Source organism: Trebonia kvetii, assembly GCF_007827045.1.
GTDB lineage: Bacteria > Actinomycetota > Actinomycetes > Streptosporangiales > Streptosporangiaceae > Trebonia > Trebonia kvetii.
On sequence record NZ_RPFW01000003.1, the window covers coordinates 500,123 to 515,756 of the forward strand.

The window sequence follows — 15,634 nt, forward strand, 5'->3', positions numbered from 1 at the left end:
CTGTTCGACGGGTTATAACGATTCAGTTTCGCGTTACCTGACCCCCATTGACACTTTTCCGGCCCAAGCGAAAACTACAGGAAAGTTGAAACGTTCCAGAAGCTGGAACCTGCCGCACGTGGAGGTGCGCTCGTTGGACGCTGCGGGAAGCGAACCCACGCCTGGGAGCGGCGAGGGACCGGTGATCCTCGAGCTCCAGCACGCCGCCAAGTCCTTCGGAGCGGTGCGCGCCCTGATCGACGGATCGGTCCAGTTGCGCGCGGGTGAGGTGCACGCCCTGCTCGGCGAGAACGGCGCGGGCAAGTCGACCCTGGTGAAGATCCTCGCCGGGGTGCACCAGCCGGACACCGGCACGCTGACCGTGAACGGCAAGGAGGTCACACTGCACGGCCCGGCCGCCGCGCGGGCGGCGGGCATCGCGGTGATCTACCAGGAGCCGACCCTGTTCCCCGACCTCACGGTCGCCGAGAACATGTTCATCGGCCGCCAGCCGCTGCGCTCTGCCTCCTGGATTAAGGGGGGCCGGCGGATCGACAGGCGCGCGATGCAGGTCGAGGCCGCCGTCACCTTCAAGCGCCTCGGCGTGCCGCTCGACCCGGCCCGGCTCGCCCGCGGCCTGTCCATCGCCGACCAGCAGGTGGTTGAGATCGGCAAGGCCCTGTCGCTCGACGCCCAGGTCATCGTCATGGACGAGCCGACCGCCGCGCTGTCCGCCGCCGAGGTGGACCGGCTGTTCGAGGTGGTGCGCACGCTCAAGGCGCAGGGCACCGCGGTGCTGTTCATCTCGCACCGCCTCGAGGAAGTCTTCGCGATCTGCCAGCGGGCCACCGTGATGCGCGACGGCAGGCACGTGCTCACCAGCGATCTCGCCGGGCTGACCGCCAAGGACCTGGTCCGGGCGATGGTCGGCAGGGATCTCGCCGACCGCCCGTCGGAGGCGGGGGCCGGCACGCCGGGCGAGCCGGTGCTCACCGTCAGCAGGCTGACCCGCGAGGGCGTCTTCACCGACATCTCGCTGACCGTGCGGGCCGGGGAGATCGTCGCGCTGGCCGGCCTGGTCGGTTCTGGCCGCAGCGAGGTGGCGCGCGCCGTCTTCGGCATCGACCGCTACGACGCGGGCGAGGTCACGGTGGGCGGGCAGCGGCTGCGCCGCGCCGCGCCGACGGCCGCGATGGCCGCGGGCATCGGGTTCGTCCCTGAGGACCGCAGGCAGCAGGGCCTGGTCATGGACATGTCGGTGCAGCAGAACGTGGCGCTCGCCTCGCTAGGCAGGCTGCGCAAGGGCGGCCTGATCCGCTCCTCGGCCGAGCGCGCGATGGCCGCCGACTGGGCGGCCAGGCTCAAGATCAAGTACGGCCGTCTCGCCGACCCGGTGGCCACGCTGTCCGGCGGCAACCAGCAGAAGGTCGTGCTCGCGAAGTGGCTCGGCCGGCGGCCGAGCGTGCTGATCGTCGACGAGCCGACCAGGGGCATCGACGTGGGAACCAAGGCCGAGGTCCATCACCTGCTCACCGAGCTGGCGAGAAGCGGCGTGGGAGTGCTGATGATCTCCTCCGAGCTTCCTGAGGTGCTCGGGGTGAGCGACCGCATCCTGGTGATGCGAGAGGGAGAGCTGGTGGCTGAGTTCAGCCACGCGGACGCCTCCGAGGAGGCCATCATGTCGGCGGCGATGGGCCAGCATGAGGCGGCAGGACGCGAGGGAGCACAGTGAGAACAGCGCTACTCCCCGGCCGCCCGGCGCGTCCGGAACAGGGCGCGGCCGATCGCGGCCGCAGGCCAGGCGAACTGGCCGAGCGGGTGTTCCGTATCCGCGAGTCCGGCATCCTGGTCGTGCTGATCGTGTTCGTCGGCGTCACCACGGCCGTGCAGCCCCGCTTCCTCAACCTGTCGAACATCCAGTTCGTCCTCATCGACACGGCCACCTTCGCGCTGCTCGCGCTCGGCGAGACGATGGTGGTGATCAGCAGGAACGTCGACCTCTCGATCGGCTCGGTGGTCGGGCTCTCCGCCTACCTGTCGACGCAGCTGTTCGCGCAGCATCAGGGGATCAGCATCGTGGTGGTGTTCCTCGCCGGCCTTGGCATCGGCCTGGCCTGCGGGCTCGCCAACGGGATCATGGTCGCCGCCGGCCGGGTGCCGAGCCTGGTGGTGACGCTGGCCACCCTGTACATCATTCGCGGCATCGACATTCTCATCGTCGGCGGCAACGAGGTGACCGCGGCCTCACTGCCCAACGCCTTCCTTGACATACCGAAGGACACCATCGCCGGCATCCCCACGCTGGCCATCGCCGTCGCCGTGGTCGTCGCCATCGGCTGGTACTACCTGCGGACCTTCCGCTCCGGGCGTGACCTCTACGCGATCGGCTCCAACCCGGAGGCGGCCCGGCTGGCCGGCATCCCCGTCGGCCGGCGGGTCTTCACCGCCTTCGCGGTAAGCGGCGCCATCGCCGGCGTCGCCGGCGTGCTGTGGGGCGCGCAGTACGGCACGATCAACTCCACCGCGGGCACCGGCTACGAGCTTCAGGTGGTCTCCGCCGTGGTGGTCGGCGGCGTCGCGATCTTCGGCGGCAGCGGCAGCGTTGTCGGCGCGGCGCTCGGCGCGCTGCTGCTGTCCACGATCAGCTCGGCGCTGTACGTCCTTGGCATCTCACCGTTCTGGGACCAGGCGATCTGGGGCGCGCTGCTGCTGCTCGCGATCGCACTCGACCAGACCATCACCGAGCGCCTCACCAGCGCCCTGCGGCTGCGGAGGACCCGCCATGAGTAACCTCGCGGAACGGCTGCGGCCCGCGCTCCGCTGGGAGTCCGGACTCGCCGTCGTCGTGGTGCTGATCGCCATCATCGGCTCGTCTGCCTCGCCGAACTTCCTGACCGGGAACAACCTGTTCAACCTCGGCCTGACCAACGGCGAGGTCGCGATCATGACGCTGCCGATGACGCTGATCATCATCAGCGGCGAGATCGACCTGTCGGTGGCATCGATCCTCGGCATGTCAAGCGCGCTGCTCGGCTACCTGTGGTCGAAGGGCTGGCCGATGCCGGCCGTCTTCGTCGCGGTCGCCGTCGTCGGCGTGGCGGCGGGGGCGTTCAACGGGCTGCTCGTCACCCGCCTGCGGCTGCCGAGCCTGGCCGTGACCATCGGCACGCTCGCGCTGTACCGGGGGGTCGCGACCATCTTGCTCGGCCCCAACACGGTGTCGAACTTCCCGGCTGCCTACACCAACCTCGGCATCAACGCGGTGCCGTTCACCGGCAACGACATGACCTGGTCGACGCTCATCTTCATCGTCGGCGCCATCATCTTCGGCGTCGTGCTGCACGCCACGCCGTTCGGCAGGTCCATCTACGCGATGGGCGCGAGCGCGGAGGCGGCGCAGTTCGCCGGGATCAGGGTGAAGCGGATCAAGACCATCCTCTACATGGTCTCCGGCCTGGTCTGCGCGCTGGCCGGCGTGCTCTGGACGTTCCGGCTGAGCACGGCGGTGCAGAACAACGGCATCGGCATGGAGCTCAACGTCGTCGCCATCGTCCTGCTTGCCGGGGTGTCGATCTTCGGCGGCAAGGGCTCGATGATCGGCGTCGTGCTCGCGGTGCTCGCCTTCGCGGGCATCCAGAACGCCCTGCTGCTCACCAACTTCAACCAGGAGGCGACCGGCATCGTCACCGGCGTGCTGCTGCTCGCAAGCGTTTTCCTGCCGAACGCCGGCCGATGGCTCCGCGGCCTGCGCACTCCAGGCGCCCGGACCTCGGTGCCGCCACCTGTCCTGACCACTGGTCAGGCAACTCCACCCGCCGCCTGACCGCTAGGGCGGGCGCCCCACAGCCCGCCAGGTCACACGGTCAGCCAACCCCAAATCGACTACTGGAAGCTCTGCAGCACCGAATTGAAAGGATACAAGGAAATGCACCTCAGACGGGCAACGTGGCTCGCTCTCGCACTCCCGGTCGCGACCACGGTCGCGCTATCCGCTTGCAGTTCAAGCTCATCGACCACCTCGACCGCACCAAGCTCTTCCGCTCCTGCCGCCTCGTCCTCGTCGGCCGCGGCGAGCACCAGCGCGAGCGCTCCGGCGGGCGGCTCATCAAGCGCCGCCGCGACCGGCGGCCTCAAGACGGGCCTCAAGGTCTTCGTGATCCCGAAAAACCTCGGGAACTCGTACTTCACCACCGCGGACAGCGCCAACTCGGGCGGCGCGATCGCCGCGCTGCAGACGCTCAGCGAGACCGGCTCCGAGACCAGCGGCACGAGCGCCACCCCGGCCTCGCAGATCCCGGCCATCCAGGCCGCGATCTCCAAGGGCGCCAACGCGCTCATCGTGTCCGCCACCGACCCGACCGCGCTGTGCCCGACGCTGAAGTCGGCCATGAGCCGGGGCATCACCGTCGTCACCTACGACTCCGACGCCCCGACCTGCCGGTCCATGTTCATCAACCAGGCGTCCACCGCGCAGATCGGCACCAGCGAGGTTGACGTGCTCGCCAAGGAGATCGGCGAGACCGGGCAGATCGCCATCGTGTCGGCGGCGGCCAGCGCCACCAACCAGAACGCCTGGATCGGGTACATGAAGACGGAGCTCAAGAAGTACCCGAAGATGCAGCTCGTCTCCACGGTCTACGGCAATGACGACCCCACCACCGCCACCCAGGTCACCCAGGGCCTGCTGCAGCAGTACCCGAACCTGAAGGGCATCATCTCGCCGACCACGGTCGGCATCGGCGCCGCCGCCGCCGTGCTCGACACCGCGAAGTACCGCGGCAAGATCGCGCTCACCGGCCTCGGCACCCCGGACGAGATGAAGAAGTACGTCGCGGACGGCACGGTTAAGCAGTTCGAGCTGTGGAACCCGGCCGACCTCGGTTACCTCGCCGCCTACGCCGCGGTCGAGTTGGCCTCCGGCAAGATCAAGGGCAACTCCGGCGACCAGTTCAGCGCCGGCAAGCTCGGCAGCTACACCGTCGGCGCGGGCAACACCGTGCTGCTCGGCCCGCCCTTCGTCTTCGACTCCTCCAACATCGCCAAGTTCAACTTCTAGCCCCAAGGCAAAGTCCAATCCCATCCACAACGATTGCGGCTGACCCCGCCCGGCCGATGACCCGGCCGGGCGGGGCAAGCCCGGAAGCCGCGGCGGCCGCACCAGCGAAACCACCGCAGCCTCACCAGCCTCACAGCCCGCATCCGTGCCAGCCCTGGAGCACACCGGGCCAGATCGAATTGGCCCTGTGTGCCACAAGACCAGAATCACCGTGGCTCGCTGGACCCACCAGCCACCCGCGCATCAGAACAGGAGGCGGTACCCGCGTGGAGCGCGTCTGCTTTCTCTCGCGCGTCCGGCCTGACCGGCTGGACGAATACCGCGAACGGCACGAAACCGTCTGGCCGGAGATGCGGGCCGCGCTTGCCGCCGCCGGCTGGGGCAACTACTCGATCTTCCTGGCGGACGACGGGCTGCTCGTCGGCTACCTGGAGACCGAGGACTACCAGGCCGCGCTCGACGCGATGGCCGCGACCGACGTCAACACCCGATGGCAGGCGGAGATGGCCGGGTTCTTCGTCGCAGCAGGCCCGCGCGATCAGTCGTTCCTGCGACTTAAAGAGATATTCCACCTCGACTAGCAGCCCCCGGGCTGGCTCTGCACCACAGATCGTTTTAGGAGATGACCCCGAAATGCGTGACCTGACCGCGGTCAAGGACGCCCTCAAGGACCATCGGATCGAGCTGCCGTCCTGGGCGTTCGGCAACAGCGGGACCCGGTTCAAGGTGTTCGGCCAGCCAGGCGTGCCGCGTGACCCGTTCGAGAAGGCCGACGACGCCGCGCAGGTGCACCGGTACACCGGGGTGGCGCCGGCGATGGCGGTGCACATCCCGTGGGACAAGGTCGCCGAGTACGACGCGCTCGCCGCGCATGCCAAGGCGGCCGGGATCACCATCGGTGCGGTCAACTCCAACGTGTTCCAGGACGACGACTACATGCTCGGCAGCGTGTGCAACCCCGATCCGAAGGTACGCAAGAAGGCGCTGGCGCACCTGCTCGACTGCGTGGACATCATGGATGCCACCGGCAGCAGGGACCTGAAGCTGTGGTTCGCCGACGGCACCAACTACCCCGGCCAGGACGACATCGCGGCCCGGCAGGACCGGATGGCGGAGGCCCTCGCGGCGGTGTACGCGCGGCTCGGACCCGGCCAGCGGATGCTGGTGGAGTACAAGCTGTTCGAGCCGTCGTTCTACACGACGGACATTCCCGACTGGGGCACCGCCCTCCTGCACTGCACCGCCCTCGGCCCCAAGGCCCAGGTCGTGGTGGACACCGGTCACCACGCGCCCGGCGTCAACATCGAGTTCATCGTCGCCATGCTGCTCAAGGCGGGCAAGCTCGGCGGATTCGACTTCAACTCCCGCTTCTACGCCGATGACGACCTGATGGTGGGGGCGGCAGACCCGTTCCAGCTGTTCCGCATCATGCACGAGGTGGTGAAGGCGGGCGCCCTGGCACCGGATGCGGGGGTGGCGTTCATGCTCGACCAGTGCCACAACATCGAGCCGAAGATCCCGGCGCAGATCCGCTCGGTGATGAATGTCCAGGAGGCGGTCGCCAAGGCGCTGCTCCTCGATGAGGACGCGCTGCACGCCGCACAGCTTGCCGGGGACGTGCTCGCGTCGAACGCGGTGCTGATGGACGCCTACAACACCGACGTCCGCCCGCTGCTCGCCGAGCTGCGCCAGGAGATGGGGCTGGCACCGGACCCGGTGCGGGCGTACCTCGCGTCGGGGTACGCGGAGAAGATCATCGCCGAACGAGTCGGCGGCAACGCCGCAGGATGGGGAGCCTGATCACCGTGGCTGACTCGACCTACCAGACCCCGGCGGACGAGACCGTCGCCGCGCTGATCGGCCGCAGCAACCGGCTGGGCGCCGACCCGCGGAACACCAACTACGCCGGCGGCAACACCTCGGCGAAGGGCGCCGCTGTCGACCCGGTGACCGGCGAGCCGGCGGAGCTGCTCTGGGTGAAGGGCTCGGGCGGTGACCTGGGTACGCTGACCGAGGCGGGCCTGGCCGTGCTGCGCCTTGACGCGCTGCGCGCCCTGGTGGGTGTGTATCCGGGGGTGGACCGCGAGGACGAGATGGTCGCCGCGTTCGACTTCTGCGCGTTCGGCAAGGGCGGGGCGGCGCCGTCGATCGACACCGCGATGCACGGGCTTGTCGAGGCGGCGCACGTGGACCACCTGCACCCGGACGCGGGCATCGCGTTCGCGACCGCGGCCGACGGGGAGAAGCTGACCGCCGAGTGCTTCGGCGGCCGGGTGGCCTGGGTGCCCTGGCGGCGCCCGGGCTTCCAGCTCGGCCTGGACATCGCCGCGATCAAGGCCGCGAACCCCGGGGCGATCGGGGTGATACTCGGCGGGCACGGCATCACCGCCTGGGGAGACACCAGCGAGGAGTGCGAGGCGCGCTCGCTTGAGATCATCGCCGCCGCGCAGAAGTTCATCGACGAGCGGGGGACAGCGCAACCGTTCGGGAAGATCGTCGTCGAGCCGCTGCCGGAGACCGAGCGCCGGGCACGGGCCGCCGCCCTCGCCCCGGTGATCCGCGGCCTCGCCTCGACCGACAAGCCGCAGCTCGGGCACTACAGCGACCACCCGGCGGTGCTCGAGTTCGCGGGCAGTGAGAAGCTCGCCGCGCTCGCCGCGCTCGGCACCTCCTGCCCCGATCATTTCCTGCGCACTAAGGTGCGGCCGATGGTGCTCGATGTGGCGCCGGACGCGCCGCTTGAGGTCGTGATCGCGCGGCTGCGCGAGCTGCACGAGGCCTACCGGGCGGAGTACCGGGCGTATTACGAGCGGTACGCCACCCCGGACTCACCGCCGATGCGCGGCGCGGACCCGGCGATCGTGCTGGTCCCGGGGGTCGGCATGTTCAGCTACGGCGCGGACAAGCAGACCGCGCGGGTGGCGGGGGAGTTCTACCTCAACGCGATCGGCGTGATGCGCGGGGCGGAGGCGATCTCGTCCTACGCGCCGATCGCGGAGAGCGAGAAGTTCCGCATCGAGTACTGGGAGCTTGAGGAGGCCAAGCTGCGGCGCCGGCCCAGGCCGAAGCCGCTGGCCGGGCGGATCGCGCTGGTCACCGGCGGCGGGTCCGGGATCGGCCGGGCCACCGCGCGGCGGCTCGCCGCCGAGGGCGCCTGCGTCGTGGTCGCCGACCGGGACGCGCAGTCGGCGAAGGCGGTCGCCGGCGGGATCGGCTCCGCCGATGTCGCGGTGCCGGTGGCCGCCGACGTCACCGCCGAGGACGACGTGGCCGCCGCGATCGCCGCCGCGGCGCTCGCCTTCGGCGGCGTCGACCTGGTGGTCAACAACGCGGGCCTGTCGATCTCCAAGCCCCTCGCGGAGACCACCGTGGCCGACTGGGACCTGCTGCACGACGTGATGGCGCGCGGCTCGTTCCTGGTCTCCCGCGAGGCCGCCAAGGCCATGGAAGCCCAGGGGATGGGCGGCGACATTATCTACATCGTGTCGAAGAACGGCGTGTTCGCCGGGCCGTCCAACGTCGCCTACGGCGCCGCCAAGGCCGACCAGGCGCACCAGGTCCGGCTGCTCGCCGCCGAGCTCGGCGGCATCGGGGTGCGGGTCAACGGGATCAACCCCGACGGGGTCGTGCGCGGCTCCGGCATCTTCGCCGGCGGCTGGGGTGCCAAGCGCGCAGCCGTCTACGGCGTCCCCGAGGAAGAACTGGGCGCGTACTACGCCCAGCGCACCCTGCTCAAGCAGGAGGTGCTGCCCGAGCACATCGCCGCCGCCGTGTTCGCCCTCACCGGCGGGGACCTGCCGCTCACCACCGGACTGCTCATCCCCGTCGACGCGGGGGTGGCCGCGGCGTTCCTGCGATGACCGGAGGGCACCAGGCGCGATGGCTGATCCCGCACTGGAGAGATCCTCGCTGGCGGCCCGCCCGCAGCCGGCCAGTTCGCTGGCGGCATCCCTGGCGGCAGAGTTGAGCCGCGAGGACCTGGAACTGCTGCGCCTGCTCGCAAGGGGACTGCCGCTCGAGGCGGTGGCGCGGCGGCTGCACACCTCGGAACGGACCGTGCGGCGCCGGATCAAGGGCATCTGCGAACGGCTCGGCGTGTCGGCGTCCATCGAGGCCGTCGTCTGGGCGGCGCGGCGAGGCCTGGTATGAGCCGGCCTTCGATGAGCACCGTCTCCGTCGCCGCCGTCGACCTCGGCGCGTCGGGCGGGCGGGTGATCGCCGGCCGGGTCTCGCCGGACCTGGTGGAGCTGCACGAGGTGAGCCGGTTCGGCAACGAGCCGGTGCGGGCCGCGGGCACCCTGTACTGGGACATCCTGCGGCTGTACGCAGCGGTGGAGTCCGGCCTTCGCGACGCCGCGGCGGGCTACCCGCTGAGCGGCGCGGGCATCGACTCCTGGGCAGTCGACTACGGGCTGCTCGACGCATCCGGCGCGCTCCTCGGCAACCCGGTGCACTACCGGGATTCACGCACGGACCGGATCAGCATCCCGGTGCCTGCCGGCGAGCTGTACGCGGTGACCGGGATACAGCACCTGCCGTTCAACACGATTTACCAGCTCGCCGCCGCGCTTGGCACGCCCGTGCTCGATGCCGCGCGGACGCTGCTGCTCATCCCCGACCTGCTGGCGTACTGGCTTACCGGGACGGCGGGCGCCGAGGTCACCAACGCGTCGACGACCGCGCTGCTCGACGTGACCTCGCGGACCTGGGCCACGGAAATCATGGAGCGCGCCGGGATCTCGCCCGCGCTGTTCCCCGCGCTGCGCCAGCCGGGCGACGTGATCGGGCCGGTGCTCGCCGACGGCATCGCAGGCGCCGACGGGCGGCCGCTGCCGCTGATCGCCGTGGGCTCGCACGACACGGCGTCCGCGGTGGTCGCGGTGCCCGCCGCCGGGCCGGACTTCGCCTACATCTCCTCGGGTACCTGGTCACTGGTGGGCATGGAACTGCCCGCGCCAGTGCTCACCGAGGCGAGCAGGGCGGCCAACTTCACCAACGAGGCGGGGATCGACGGCACCATCAGGTACCTGCGCAACGTCAGCGGCCTGTGGCTGCTGCAGGAGTGCCAGCGGCACTGGGGAACGGCGGCCGGCTCCCTCGAATCCCTCCTCGCCGGGGCGGCCGCCGCCGACCCGGGGCGGTTCGTCATCGACGCCGACGACCCGGTGTTCCTGCCGCCGCGAGACATGCCGGCGCGGATCGTGTCCTGGCTGGCCGCCCGCGGGCAGCCGGCGCCGTCGACCCCCGCGCAGATGACCCGGTGCGTCCTTGACAGCCTGGCGCTCGCCTACCGGCGCGCGCTGCGGGACGCGCAGGAGCTGTCCGGACGGCATGCGGACGTCGTGCACATCGTCGGCGGCGGGTCGCGCAACGAGCTGCTCTGCCAGCTGACCGCCGACGCGTGCGGGCTGCCCGTCGTCGCGGGGCCCGCCGAGGCCACCGCGCTCGGCAACGTGCTCGTCCAGGCCCGCGCGCTCGGCGCGGCACCCGGCACGCTCGACGGCATGCGGGCACTGCTCCGCACCTGCCTCGGGCTACGCCATTACATGCCGTCGGCTAGTACGCACGGCTGGGCGGAGGTGGCGAGCCGTCTGCGTTAAGGAGCAGAATTTGACACGTTCCAATACCGCACCCGACACTTGGCTCAGTCATTCCATTCGAGAATCGGGTTAAACGGTGCCGGTCAGCATCAGGGAGGTCGCCGCCCACGCCGGGGTGTCCGTCGCCACGGTCTCCAACGTGCTCAACCAGCCTGACATCGTGGCGCAGCGGACACGGGACCGGGTGAACGCCTCGATCAGGGAACTCGGCTTCGTGCGGAACGAGTCGGCGCGTCAGCTGCGCGCCGGGCGGAGCCGCACGATCGGCCTCGTGGTGCTCGACGTCGCCAACCCGTTCTTCACCGACCTGGCGCGCGGTGTCGAGGACGAGGCGAACAAGGCCGGCCTCGCGGTCATCCTGTGCAACAGCGACGACCAGGAGCGCAAGGAGAAGCAGTACCTGGAGCTGCTCGAGGAGCACCGCGTCCAGGGGGTGCTGATCACGCCCGTGGTGGGCGCCGGCCCCCGCCTTGAGAGGCTGCAGCGGCGCGGCACGACCGTGGTCCTCGTAGACAGCCGCTCGCCGCTGCGCGGCCAGTGCTCGGTCGCGGTCGACGACGTGCTCGGCGGCGACCTCGCGATCTCGCACCTGCTGCGCACCGGCCACGAGCGCATCGTCTACATCAGCGGCCCGCCGGGAATCCGGCAGGTCGCCGACCGGCGTGAAGGGGCGCTCCGGGCGCTCGCGCGGGTCGGCAGGTCACCGGACAGCCTGCCGGTGATCGAGGCCGGGGCGCTCAACGTCGCCGCCGGGCAGAAGGCGGGCGGCGAGATCGCCGCGCTCCCCCCGGCGGCCAGGCCGACCGCGGTGTTCTGCGCCAACGACCTGATCGCGCTCGGCGTGCTGCAGGAGATGACCCGCAACAAGATCCGGGTGCCCGAGGACATCTCCATCATCGGCTACGACGACATCGAGTTCGCGGCCGCGGCGGCAGTGCCGCTCACCTCGGTGCGGCAGCCGCGGCAGCAGCTCGGCCACACCGCCGCGCGGATGCTCCTCGAGGAGTCGGCGGCCGCCGACGGCGATCATCAGCACCGTCAGGTCATCTTCGAGCCGGAGCTCGTGGTCCGCCAGTCCGTCGCCCCGCCGCCCGGCAACTAGACTTGTGCCCTTACACGGGGTTACACCCTGCTGGAAGGGGTTGGAGTGTCCGGACCTGGTGGGTTTGACACCGTTCTGGTCGTTGACTTCGGCGCGCAGTACGCCCAGCTGATCGCCCGCCGAGTGCGGGAGTGCCACGTCTACTCGGAGATCGTGCCGTCCACGATGCCGGTCGGCGAGATGCTGGCCAAGCGGCCGAAGGCGATCATCCTGTCCGGCGGCCCCGCCTCGGTGTACGCCGAGGGCGCGCCCGCCGCGCCCGAGGGCCTGTTCGAGGCGGGCGTGCCCGTCTTCGGCATCTGCTACGGGCACCAGGTCATGGTCAGCGAGCTTGGCGGCACCGTCGAACGGACCGGGGCGGCCGAGTACGGCGGCACGCCGCTGCGCATCGCGCCCGAGCCGGGGCACCTGCTCGCCGGGCTCGGTGCCGAACTGAACGTCTGGATGTCGCACGGCGACACCTCCACCGTCGCGCCGGCCGGCTTCATCGTGACCGCGCAGACGGCGGCGACGCCGGCCGCGACGATCGAGGACGAGCGGCGCGGGTTCTACGGGGTGCAGTTCCACCCCGAGGTGATGCACACTGAGCACGGCACCAAGATCCTGCGCCGGTTCCTCGAGGCGGCGGGCTGCCGCCCGTCGTGGACGATGCTGAACATCGTCGAGGAGCAGACCGAGCGAATCAGGGAGCAGATCGGCGGCGGCCGGGCGATCTGCGGCCTGTCCGGCGGCGTTGACTCCGCCGTCGCCGCCGCGCTCGTGCAGCGGGCCATCGGCGACAGGCTGACCTGCGTGTTCGTCGACCACGGGCTGCTGCGCAAGGGCGAGGCCGAGCAAGTCGAGCAGGACTTCGTCGCGGCGACAGGGGTGAACCTGCACGTCGTCGACGCCTCGCAGGAGTTCCTCGCCGCCCTCGAGGGCGTCACCGACCCGGAGGACAAGCGCAAGATCATCGGCCGCGAGTTCATCCGCGCGTTCGAGCGCGCCGCGCGGGAGATCACCGCCGACGCGGGCGCGCACGGCGAGTCGACCGAATTCCTCGTCCAGGGCACGCTCTACCCGGACGTGGTCGAGTCGGGCGGCGGCACCGGCACGGCCAACATCAAGTCGCACCACAACGTGGGCGGGCTGCCTGACGACCTCAAGTTCCAGCTCGTCGAGCCGCTGCGCTGGCTGTTCAAGGACGAGGTGCGGAAGGTCGGCGAGGAGCTCGGCCTGCCGTCTGAGATCGTCTGGCGGCAGCCGTTCCCCGGACCCGGCCTCGGCATCAGGATCATCGGCGAGGTCACCGCGCAGCGCCTGGCCATCCTGCGCGAGGCGGACGCGATCGCCCGCGCCGAGCTGACCGCGGGCGGTGTCGACCAGACCGTGTGGCAGTGCCCCGTGGTGCTGCTCGCGGACGTGCGCTCGGTCGGCGTGCAGGGCGACGGGCGCACCTACGGTCACCCGGTGGTGCTGCGGCCGGTGACCAGCGAGGACGCGATGACGGCCGACTGGGCCAGGCTGCCCTACGACCTGCTCGCCAGAATCTCCACCCGGATCACCAACGAGGTCCGCGAGATCAATCGCGTGGTACTCGACGTCACATCCAAGCCGCCGGGCACCATCGAGTGGGAGTAGCTAGTAGCTCAACGTGGTTGTGCGTGCACAAGCTGCCAAATCGTGAGGTGAAGGCGGGAGCCGCGCCGTCGGCCGGCTCGTGTTGACGCGGTCGACGGGGGCGGTTAGTGTTCGGGATTAGCACTCACTCATGTAGAGTGCTAATGCGACGAGGCAGGTCTGACACCCGCGACGGCAGGCCACCCCTGGTCGCCTCGCATATGCAACTCACCCATCAGCCATTTCCGGAGGGGGAGGTCAGATCGTGACGACCGCCACCAAGGTTGTTCTCAAGCCGCTCGAGGACCGTATTGTGGTCCAGCCGCTCGAGGCCGAGCAGGTCACCGCGTCCGGGCTTGTCATCCCGGACACCGCGAAGGAGAAGCCCCAGGAGGGCAAGGTCCTCGCGGTTGGTCCGGGCCGTTTCGACGAGTCCGGCAAGCGCATCCCGGTCGACGTTCAGGTCGACGACGTTGTGCTGTACAGCAAGTACGGCGGCACCGAGGTCAAGTACTCGGGCCAGGAGTACCTGGTGCTCTCGGCCCGCGACGTGCTCGCGGTCATCGAGAAGTAGTTATTCGTCTGCGGGCCTTCGGCTGCCCACAGCGGCCGGGGGCCCGTCGGCGTCCGATACCTGAATCCAACCGTAGGTTGAGGTAAGTCAATGCCCAAGATCCTGGAGTTCGACGAGGACGCCCGCCGCCACCTTGAGCGTGGCGTGGACAAGCTCGCCGACACCGTGAAGGTGACGCTCGGCCCGCGCGGCCGCAATGTCGTCATCGACAAGAAGTGGGGCGCTCCCACGATCACCAACGACGGCGTCACCGTCGCCAAGGAGATCGAGCTGGAGAATCCGTACGAGAACCTCGGCGCGCAGCTCGCCAAGGAAGTCGCCACCAAGACGAACGACATCGCCGGTGACGGCACCACCACCGCCACCGTGCTCGCCCAGGCGATGGTGCACCTCGGCCTCCGTTCGGTGGCCGCCGGCGCCAACCCGATGGACCTCAAGCGCGGCATCGACGCGGCCGCCGCCGAGGTGTCGGAGCGGCTGCTCAAGTCCGCCCGCGAGGTGACCGAGCAGCAGGAGATCGCGCACGTCGCGACCATCTCCGCGCAGGACGCCAAGATCGGCGAGCTGATCGCCGAGGCGTTCGACAAGGTCGGCAAGGACGGTGTGGTCACCGTCGAGGAGTCGCCGACGATGGGCCTCGAGCTGGAGTTCACTGAGGGCCTCCAGTTCGACAAGGGCTACATCTCGCAGTACTTCATCACCGACCAGGAGCGGCTCGAGGCCGTTCTCGAGGACGCCTACGTCCTGGTGAACCAGGCCAAGATCTCCTCGATGGCGGACTTCCTGCCGCTGCTCGAGAAGGTCGCGCAGACCAAGAAGCCGCTGCTCGTGATCGCCGAAGACGTCGAGGGTGAGGCACTCGCCACCATCGTCGTCAACAAGATCCGCGGCCTGCTGAACATCGCCGCGGTGAAGGCCCCGGGCTTCGGCGACCGCCGCAAGGCCATGCTGGCCGACATCGCGACGCTCACCGGCGCGACGCTCGTCACCGACGACCTCGGCATCAAGCTGGAGTCTGTCGGCCTCGACGCGCTCGGCAGCGCCCGCCGCATCGTGGTCACCAAGGACAACACCACGATCGTGGACGGCGCCGGCGACTCGGTGGCGATCCAGGAGCGGATCCGCCAGATCAAGACCGAGATCGACGCGACCGATTCCGACTGGGACCGCGAGAAGCTCCAGGAGCGCCTCGCCAAGCTGTCCGGCGGCGTGTGCGTGCTTCGTGCGGGCGCGGCCACCGAGGTCGAGCTCAAGGAGAAGAAGCACCGTCTCGAGGACGCCATCTCCGCGACGCGCGCCGCGATCGAGGAGGGCATCATCGTCGGCGGCGGCGCCGCGCTCGTGCACATCGCGGCCGACCTCGACGACCTCGGCAAGACCGGCGACGAGGCGACGGGCGTCACCGTCGTCAAGAAGGCGCTGTCGGAGCCGGCCCGCTGGATCGCGCTCAACGCCGGCCAGGAGGGCTCGGTCATAGTCGCCAAGACCGCCGAGCTGCCCGCCGGGCACGGCTACAACGCCGCCACCGGCGAGTACGGCGACCTGATCGCGCAGGGTGTCATCGACCCGGTCAAGGTAACCCGCTCCGCGGTGCTGAACGCCGCCTCGATCGCCGGCCTGCTCCTGACGACCGAGACCCTGGTCGTCGAGAAGCCGGCCGAAGAGGCGCCGGCCGCCGACGGCCACGGCCACGGCCACAGCCACTAACTCGGCTAGGCCGGCTG

Annotated in this window: 13 protein-coding genes; all 13 read left to right on the forward strand. The window is 70.0% G+C overall.

Annotated features, from left to right (window positions below; all coding sequences use genetic code 11):
* The first annotated feature begins 133 nt into the window (after positions 1-133).
* The 13 genes from EAS64_RS17115 (at position 134) to groL (ending at position 15,617) form a co-directional block, all read left to right on the forward strand.
* Positions 134-1,711 (forward strand): sugar ABC transporter ATP-binding protein, encoded by a 1,578-nt coding sequence (locus tag EAS64_RS17115; protein ID WP_439333605.1) that lies wholly within the window; start codon positions 134-136, stop codon positions 1,709-1,711.
* A complete protein-coding gene (locus EAS64_RS17120; protein WP_145853992.1) occupies positions 1,708-2,769 on the forward strand; it encodes an ABC transporter permease in 1,062 nt (353 codons plus the stop codon). Before EAS64_RS17115 ends, EAS64_RS17120 begins: the two co-directional genes overlap by 4 nt.
* On the forward strand, positions 2,762-3,802 hold the full coding sequence (locus EAS64_RS17125; RefSeq protein WP_145853993.1) for an ABC transporter permease: 1,041 nt from the start codon (positions 2,762-2,764) through the stop codon (positions 3,800-3,802). The genes EAS64_RS17120 and EAS64_RS17125 overlap by 8 nt, the downstream gene beginning before the upstream one ends.
* 102 nt (positions 3,803-3,904) lie before the next feature.
* Entirely contained in the window at positions 3,905-5,035 is a 1,131-nt protein-coding gene (gene rhaS / locus EAS64_RS17130) for a rhamnose ABC transporter substrate-binding protein (protein WP_145853994.1), read from the forward strand.
* Positions 5,036-5,301: 266 nt separating this feature from the next.
* Positions 5,302-5,616 carry an L-rhamnose mutarotase gene (locus tag EAS64_RS17135; RefSeq protein ID WP_145853995.1) on the forward strand — a complete coding sequence of 105 codons (315 nt, stop codon included), beginning with the start codon at positions 5,302-5,304 and terminating at the stop codon, positions 5,614-5,616.
* Between the two features lie 52 nt (positions 5,617-5,668).
* Positions 5,669-6,835, forward strand: coding sequence for an L-rhamnose isomerase (gene rhaI, locus EAS64_RS17140; RefSeq protein WP_145853996.1), 1,167 nt, complete (start codon positions 5,669-5,671; stop codon positions 6,833-6,835).
* Between the two features lie 5 nt (positions 6,836-6,840).
* The gene (locus EAS64_RS17145) at positions 6,841-8,895 is read left to right on the forward strand and encodes a bifunctional aldolase/short-chain dehydrogenase (protein ID WP_246115731.1); all 2,055 of its coding nucleotides are present in this window, start codon (positions 6,841-6,843) and stop codon (positions 8,893-8,895) included.
* 19 nt (positions 8,896-8,914) lie between these two features.
* Entirely contained in the window at positions 8,915-9,184 is a 270-nt protein-coding gene (locus tag EAS64_RS17150) for a helix-turn-helix domain-containing protein (RefSeq protein WP_145853998.1), read from the forward strand.
* 11 nt (positions 9,185-9,195) lie between these two features.
* Positions 9,196-10,635 carry a rhamnulokinase gene (locus EAS64_RS17155; protein WP_145853999.1) on the forward strand — a complete coding sequence of 480 codons (1,440 nt, stop codon included), beginning with the start codon at positions 9,196-9,198 and terminating at the stop codon, positions 10,633-10,635.
* A 76-nt stretch (positions 10,636-10,711) separates the two neighbouring features.
* Positions 10,712-11,737, forward strand: a complete 1,026-nt coding sequence (locus tag EAS64_RS17160) for a LacI family DNA-binding transcriptional regulator (protein WP_222849374.1) — start codon at positions 10,712-10,714, stop codon at positions 11,735-11,737.
* 45 nt (positions 11,738-11,782) lie between these two features.
* Positions 11,783-13,357 carry a glutamine-hydrolyzing GMP synthase gene (gene guaA / locus EAS64_RS17165; protein ID WP_187365974.1) on the forward strand — a complete coding sequence of 525 codons (1,575 nt, stop codon included), beginning with the start codon at positions 11,783-11,785 and terminating at the stop codon, positions 13,355-13,357.
* A 244-nt stretch (positions 13,358-13,601) separates the two neighbouring features.
* Positions 13,602-13,910 carry a co-chaperone GroES gene (groES, locus tag EAS64_RS17170; RefSeq protein ID WP_145854001.1) on the forward strand — a complete coding sequence of 103 codons (309 nt, stop codon included), beginning with the start codon at positions 13,602-13,604 and terminating at the stop codon, positions 13,908-13,910.
* A 90-nt stretch (positions 13,911-14,000) separates the two neighbouring features.
* A complete protein-coding gene (groL, locus tag EAS64_RS17175; RefSeq protein ID WP_145854002.1) occupies positions 14,001-15,617 on the forward strand; it encodes a chaperonin GroEL in 1,617 nt (538 codons plus the stop codon).
* Positions 15,618-15,634 lie beyond the last annotated feature (17 nt).

Excerpts from the sequence above, each read along its gene's own strand:
- EAS64_RS17125 (WP_145853993.1), top strand. The coding sequence starts at position 2,762 with ATGAGTAACCTCGCGGAACGGCTGCGGCCCGCGCTCCGCTGGGAGTCC.
- EAS64_RS17150 (WP_145853998.1), top strand. The coding sequence starts at position 8,915 with ATGGCTGATCCCGCACTGGAGAGATCCTCGCTGGCGGCCCGCCCGCAG.
- rhaS (WP_145853994.1), top strand. The coding sequence starts at position 3,905 with ATGCACCTCAGACGGGCAACGTGGCTCGCTCTCGCACTCCCGGTCGCG.
- rhaI (WP_145853996.1), top strand. The coding sequence starts at position 5,669 with ATGCGTGACCTGACCGCGGTCAAGGACGCCCTCAAGGACCATCGGATC.
- EAS64_RS17155 (WP_145853999.1), top strand. The coding sequence starts at position 9,196 with ATGAGCACCGTCTCCGTCGCCGCCGTCGACCTCGGCGCGTCGGGCGGG.
- groL (WP_145854002.1), top strand. The coding sequence starts at position 14,001 with ATGCCCAAGATCCTGGAGTTCGACGAGGACGCCCGCCGCCACCTTGAG.